We start from the raw sequence: 6001 nt of genomic DNA on the forward strand, positions 1-6001 counted from the left end.
CCAACGCGACCAGCGTGACCCCGAGCCGCCCCGCGATCTCCCTGACCAGCGGATACGTCAACGGCTCGACCCCGACCCGCCCGCCCGGCCGGACGAGGGAGGCGAGGGTCGCGGCGATGGCCTGCCGGGCGTTGCCGCTGAAGAGGACGCGGTCGGGGGCGGGACGCCAGGCGGGCGTGGCCAGCAGATCGGCCGTGGCCTCGCGAGCCGCCGCCGTGCCGGTGGCCGGGGCCGGGCGCAGCGCTTCGGTCAGCACGTCCGGGCGCAGCAGCGGCGCGAGCGCCGGGGCCAGCAACTCCGACTGGCCGGGCGCGGAAGGGTAGTTGAGCTCCAGGTTCACCGGGGCGGTGGTCGCCGCCTCGACGATCGCCCGCCCGTACGGCCCCGCCGCCGCGGCCCGCACGAAGGTGCCGCGGCCGACCTCCCCCACCACCAGTCCCCGGCGCACGAGTTCGGCGTAGACGCGCCCCGCCGTGGAACCCGCGATCCCGTGCCGACGGGCGAACGCCCTTTGCGGGGACAGCCGTTGGCCCGGACGCAGCCGTCCGGAGGCGATGTCGTCCGCGATGCGGTCGGCGATCCGCCGGTAGTCGCCCACGGAGCCACCCCTCTCTACGTCTCTCGTCACGGCGCATTGCACCGAGAGCAAAGATTTTATTGCACCGAGGAGTTGGGCGGATCTAGGGTCGATCGCATGCCACCCCTTACTTCCCCTTATCTCCCCCTTGTCCTCATCCATGGCCACCCCTTCGACCACACGATGTGGACCCCGCAGATCGAGGCGTTCTCCCCCGGACGCAGGGTCATCGCGCCCGACCTGCGCGGCTACGGCGGCTCCCCCTCGACCCCCGGTGTCACCGACTTCTCGGACTTCGCCACCGACATCGGGGCCCTGCTGGACGAGTTGAAGGTCGAGACGTTCGTGCTGGCCGGGCTGTCGATGGGCGGGCAGATCGCGATGGACTGCTACGGCCGGTTCGGCGAGCGCGTCCGGGGTCTGGTCCTCGCCGACACCTTCCCGTCGGCGGACACCCCGGAGGCCGCCCGCATCCGGAACGCGACGGCCGACCGCCTCCTCCGCGAGGGGATGCGCGGTTACGCCGACGAGGTGCTGGAGCGGATGGTGGCGCCGTCCGCGGACCCGCGGGTCAAGGCGCACGTCCACCGCATGATGACGGCCACCGACCCCGGGTCCGCCGCGGCCGCCCTGCGCGCCCGCGCCCAACGCCCCGACTACCGCGACCTGTTGACCCGGGTCACGGTCCCGGCCCTGGTGGCCGTGGGCGCCGACGACACCTACACCCCCGTCTCCGACGCGGAGGCGATGCACGCGGCGCTCCCCGACTCCACGCTTCGGGTGATCGAGGGCGCGGCCCATCTGCCGAATCTCGAACGCCCGAAGGAGTTCAACGAGATGCTGGGGGAGTTCCTGGCACACGTGGGATAACCCTGGAACACGTGGATGATCCCGGAACACGTGGGATGATTCGGGCATCTGCGTCCACCGGCGGAAGGTAACCCCTTGGGCACCGCGACCACCGAGTGGACCGCCGCCGACTTCGTGCCCGAACGCCATCGCGCGCGCCGCTTCTGGCGATGGTGCGCCGGGCTGCTGTTCACGGGCGTGAGCGTGGTCGTAGGTTGCCGCACGGCCGACACGGACGCCATCACTCCCGTCCCCCAACTCCTCGCGTTCTTCCCCTGGTTGCTCGCCCCGACCGGCGTCGGACTGCTCCTCTCCCTCTTCACCCGCTGGCGGCTCGGACTGGTGTGGGGCGTCGCGCTGCTGGGCCTGCTGGCGTGGTTCATCGAGCCGTACGGGAAGAGCGGAGACCCGAGCGGTCCCGCGATCGCCGAGTTCCGGGTGCTGACCTCGAACGTCGAGTTCGGGCGGGGGACCGGTTCGCTGGTGCCGGTGATTCGGCGGGAGCGGCCGGACGTGGTGTTCGTGGAGGAGTGCGAGTACACCTGCCAGGCCACGCTGCGGCGGGACTTCGGCACCGAGTTCCCGTACCGGCAGGCGGTGGCGGCGGCCGGTTCGCACGGTTCGGTCATCCTGAGCCGCTTCCCGCTCAAGGGCACGAAGGGCGTCGCCGGCACGATGGGCATGCCGGGCGCGGTGGCCGACGTAGCCGGTCATTCCGTACGGCTCCAACTGGCGCACCCCATGCCCCCGTTGCCGAACCAGGTCGCCCTGTGGCGCCGAGAACTGGGCAGGCTCCGCACCTTCGCGGCCACGGACCCCGCCACCCCCACGATCCTGGCCGGTGACTTCAACTCCTCCCAGGACCATGCCGCATTCCGCCGCATCCTGGACACCGGCCTGCGCGACGCGGCCCGCATGGCCGGGCACCCGCGCACCGCCAGCTGGCCGGAGCGGTTCACCCCCACTTTCGGCACGCAGATCGACCACGTGCTGCTGTCCGGGGACTTCTCCGCGAACAGCGCCCGTTTCCTCGACATCGCCGACACCGACCACCGCGCGCTGCTGGTCGACATCACACTCCACCAGCACGAATAGCGCGGGCGCGATCCTTTCTCCGCGGGACGCGACGCCCATAATGGGCGCATGCCCCGCGAGTTCCCCATCGGCCTCACACCCCCCGACTGGCTGGTGAGGAACCTCCAACCGCAGCAGGCCCCCCTCAACCGGCCGGCCATCGCCCGCGCCGCCATCGCGATGGCCCTCCCCTTCACCATCGGCCTGGCCGTCGGACAGCCCGCCTACGGCGCCCTCGCCTCCATGGGCGCCCTCTCCGGCGTCATCGGCGACACCGCCGACGCGTACCGCATGCGCATCCTCAACATCGCGATCCCCCAGCTCTTCGGCGCGATCGGCGTCACGCTCGGCTCCGCGGTCTACGGCCACGGCTGGTACGCGGTCGCCGCGCTCACCGGCATCGCGCTCGTCTCCGGGATGATCTCGACGATCGGCGCGGTGGCCTCCGTATCGGGCCTGCTCCTGCTCCTCAACTCGGTGATCGGCGCGGGACTTCCGCTCCCCGGCGCGTGGTGGCAGGCCCCCGCCCTGATGTCCGGCGGTGGCCTCCTGGTCCTCCTCCTGGCCCTGCTGGCCTGGCCGTTGCGTTCCGGAATCCCGGAGCGATCGGCGGTGGCGAACACCTACCGCACCGTCGGCGACCTCCTCGCCACCTGCGGCGACGACCCGACGGCGGCGTACGACGCGGCCCGCAGGGCGGTCACCCAGTCCCTGAACCAGTCGTACGACCTGGTCCTCGCCCGCCGGGCCCGCCACCACGGCCGCAGCCCCGAACTGACCCGCCTGCTGGCCCAGTTGAACGCCATCACACCGGTGGTGGAGGCGGCCCCCGCGGTCCACCAGTCCGGCCGGCCCCTCCCGCCCCAGATCCGCGAGACGGTCCGCCACCTCGCCCAGGCCGTGGAAACCGGCTACACGGGCCCGATAGGCCTCGACCTCCCCGCCCCCACCGGCGAGACGACCCGCGCGATCGACCACGCCCTGCGCCACGCGGCCGAGGTCGTCACGGCCCCGGACGTGGACCCGAGGGGCATCGACGACCGCCTGGGCCGCCCGGCGGCGCTCCGCATCCGCACGGCGAGGGCGGCGCGCAACGTCCTGCTGTCGTCCGGCTCCTGGCGCTACGGCCTGCGCCTGGCGGTCTGCATCGGCCTCGCGCAGGTCCTGGTATCCACGGTCCCGGTCCCCCGCTCGTACTGGGTGGCCCTGACCATCACCTTCGTCATGAAGCCCGACTTCGGCTCGGTCTTCTCCCGGGCACTGCTGCGCGCGCTCGGCACGGTGGCGGGACTGGTGATCGCGGCGGCGGTGCTGTCGGTGGTGCCGCGGGGCTGGTGGGACGTCCTGGTCCTGCTCCTCCTGGCCCCGCTGATCCCGGCCCTGACCCCACGCGGCTACGGCTACCAGACGATGGCGATCACCCCGGTGATCCTGCTCCTCTCCGACGTCCTGAACCACCAGGGCACGGCGCTGCTGCTCCCTCGCCTGGTGGACTCCCTGATCGGCTGCGGGATCGCGCTGGTCGCGGGCTACCTCCTCTGGCCGGAGAGCTGGCACACGCGGGTGGGGGACCGGTTGGCGGAGGCGGTGGCGGACACGGCGAGGTATGTGGAGTCGGCGTTCGGCACCTCGGACGCAGGCACAGGCAATGGCACTGGCACGGGAACTGGCACGGGAACTGTCGCCGCCGGTACGGAGGTGGACCCGGCCGCCCGCGCCCGTATGCGCCGCCGCCTCTACCGCGACCTGTCCGTCATCCGTACGGAGTTCCAGCGCGCCCTGACCGAACCCCCGCCCACCGGCCGCCTCGCCGCCGGCTGGCTCCCGCTCGTCGTGGCCGTGGAACGGATCGTCGACGCGACGACGGCGGCCAGGGTACGGGTGAAACACGGAGCACCACCCCCGTCACCGGCCGAGGTGACCCAAGTGGCACTCCAGCTGCGGGAGTTGTCGGAGGGCGTACGCGAGTCGGAGGTGCTGGTGGAGGTCCGTACGGATCTGACCGGCCCGGCGGAGAGCGTGCTGGAGCCGTTGCGGCAGGAAGTGGCGGCGGCACGGGCGATCGCGTCGCCGCACCGAGGCACAAACGGGCAGGTGAACGGGTGAGCGAAGTGGTGGCTGAAACAGGGGGTGTTGACGAGACGCGTCTCATGCGCCTTGCCCATGCCTAAGATCGCCGTCCGGGGCCGCTAACCTTACGTGTCCGTCCTGGCCAGGGATTGACGGCTTCAACTCACGCGAAGGGTTGCGCACATGGGCATTCTCACTCTCCTGCGGAATGCATTCGGCAGGTCACGCAAGGAGCGTGCCGCCGGAGCAGAGGGTGCGGAACGCACTCCTTCCCAAGAGCAGCCGACCACGGTGACTGTGGAAGCATCGGACGCGAAGGTCCCGTCCCCCTCCACAGAACCCGACCTCACCTCGACGCCGAAGCCGTCACCCGCGGCAACGGTCCCGGAACCCCGCCCGTCCTCCGCGTTGGAGGACGACGACGAGCACGAGCTCGTGGCGCTGGCCTTCGACAACGTGTCCGTCCCGAAGCCGACGACGTCGACGGAAGGGGCGGAAGGTACCGGGGCTGCGGCCGAGCGGGAGCCGGTGGCGGTGCCGGTGCCGGAGACGGAGGCTGTCGCCGAGCCGGTGACCGAGGTGACTGCAGAGCCGACTGCCGAGGTGGTTGCCGAGCCGGCTACCGAGGTGACTGCTGAGCCGGTGACCGAGGTCGTGGTCGAGCCGGCTGCTGAGGCTGTCGCGGAGCTGGTGACCGAGGCTGCCGTGGAGCCGACGACTGAGGTTGTTGCCGAGCCGGTTGTCGACGCGGAGCCGGTTGTCGAGGCGAAGGCCGAGGCAGAGTCTGAGCCTGCCGCTGAGGTGGCGCCTGCCGCCGAGGCGGAGCCGGTCGCGGAAGTCGAGCCGGTTGTCGAGGCTGAGGCGGAAGTCGCCCCTGCGGCTGAAGTGGCGCCGGAGGCGGAGGCCGAGCCGGTCGTCGAGCCCGAGGTAGAAGCCGAGCCTGCCGCTGACGTGACCCCGGAAGCGGAAGCTGAGCCCGTCGCGGAGACCGAGACCGAGGCCGAGCCCGAGGTGGCGCCGATCGTCGATGTCACGCCGGAACCGGAAGCCGAGGCTGTCGTAGACACCGCCCCCGAACCCGCCGCGGAACCGGTGGCAGAACCCGTCGCGGCAGACGCAGACGCGGAGGCAGCCGTGCCCACCCCTCTGGCCGGGGCCGCCGACGGCGAGTCCGCCCCACAGGGGCCACCCGCACTCGACGACGAGAGCGTCACGGGCGGTGCGGGTGGGGAAACTATTGGGGCCGAGGGCGTAGCCGAGGCCGTAGGGAGTGACTCCGCCGCCGCCGCTCTCGCCAAGGCCGGCCTCACCGGTACCCGAGCGAAGCTCTACCTCGTCCTGGACCGCTCCGCGAGCATGCGCCCGTACTACAAGGACGGTTCCGCCCAGGCCCTCGCCGCCCAGACCCTCGCCCTGGCGACCCACCTGGAC

Annotated in this window: 5 protein-coding genes; 4 read left to right on the top strand and 1 reads right to left on the bottom strand. The window is 72.0% G+C overall.

From position 1 onward, the window contains the following. A partial coding sequence (locus tag AC31A1_RS45065; protein ID WP_489658874.1) for a GntR family transcriptional regulator occupies nucleotides 1-598 on the bottom strand: 598 nt, incomplete at its 3' end. Nucleotides 599-694: 96 nt separating this feature from the next. Between AC31A1_RS45065 and AC31A1_RS45070 the strand changes: the two genes are divergently transcribed. From AC31A1_RS45070 to AC31A1_RS45085, 4 genes are all read left to right on the top strand, one after another. Continuing rightward, nucleotides 695-1447 (top strand): alpha/beta fold hydrolase, encoded by a 753-nt coding sequence (locus tag AC31A1_RS45070; protein ID WP_489658875.1) that lies wholly within the window; start codon nucleotides 695-697, stop codon nucleotides 1445-1447. Between the two features lie 75 nt (nucleotides 1448-1522). Continuing rightward, nucleotides 1523-2521, top strand: coding sequence for an endonuclease/exonuclease/phosphatase family protein (locus AC31A1_RS45075; protein WP_489658876.1), 999 nt, complete (start codon nucleotides 1523-1525; stop codon nucleotides 2519-2521). A 48-nt stretch (nucleotides 2522-2569) separates the two neighbouring features. After that, nucleotides 2570-4606 carry an FUSC family protein gene (locus tag AC31A1_RS45080; protein ID WP_489658877.1) on the top strand — a complete coding sequence of 679 codons (2037 nt, stop codon included), beginning with the start codon at nucleotides 2570-2572 and terminating at the stop codon, nucleotides 4604-4606. Between the two features lie 255 nt (nucleotides 4607-4861). Beyond that, nucleotides 4862-6001 (top strand): VWA domain-containing protein (locus AC31A1_RS45085; protein WP_489658878.1); only part of this gene is annotated, 1140 nt, incomplete at its 3' end.

It is taken from the genome of Streptomyces sp. P5F9 (assembly GCF_057961495.1).

Excerpts from the sequence above, each read along its gene's own strand:
- AC31A1_RS45070 (WP_489658875.1), top strand. The coding sequence starts at position 695 with ATGCCACCCCTTACTTCCCCTTATCTCCCCCTTGTCCTCATCCATGGC.
- AC31A1_RS45080 (WP_489658877.1), top strand. The coding sequence starts at position 2,570 with ATGCCCCGCGAGTTCCCCATCGGCCTCACACCCCCCGACTGGCTGGTG.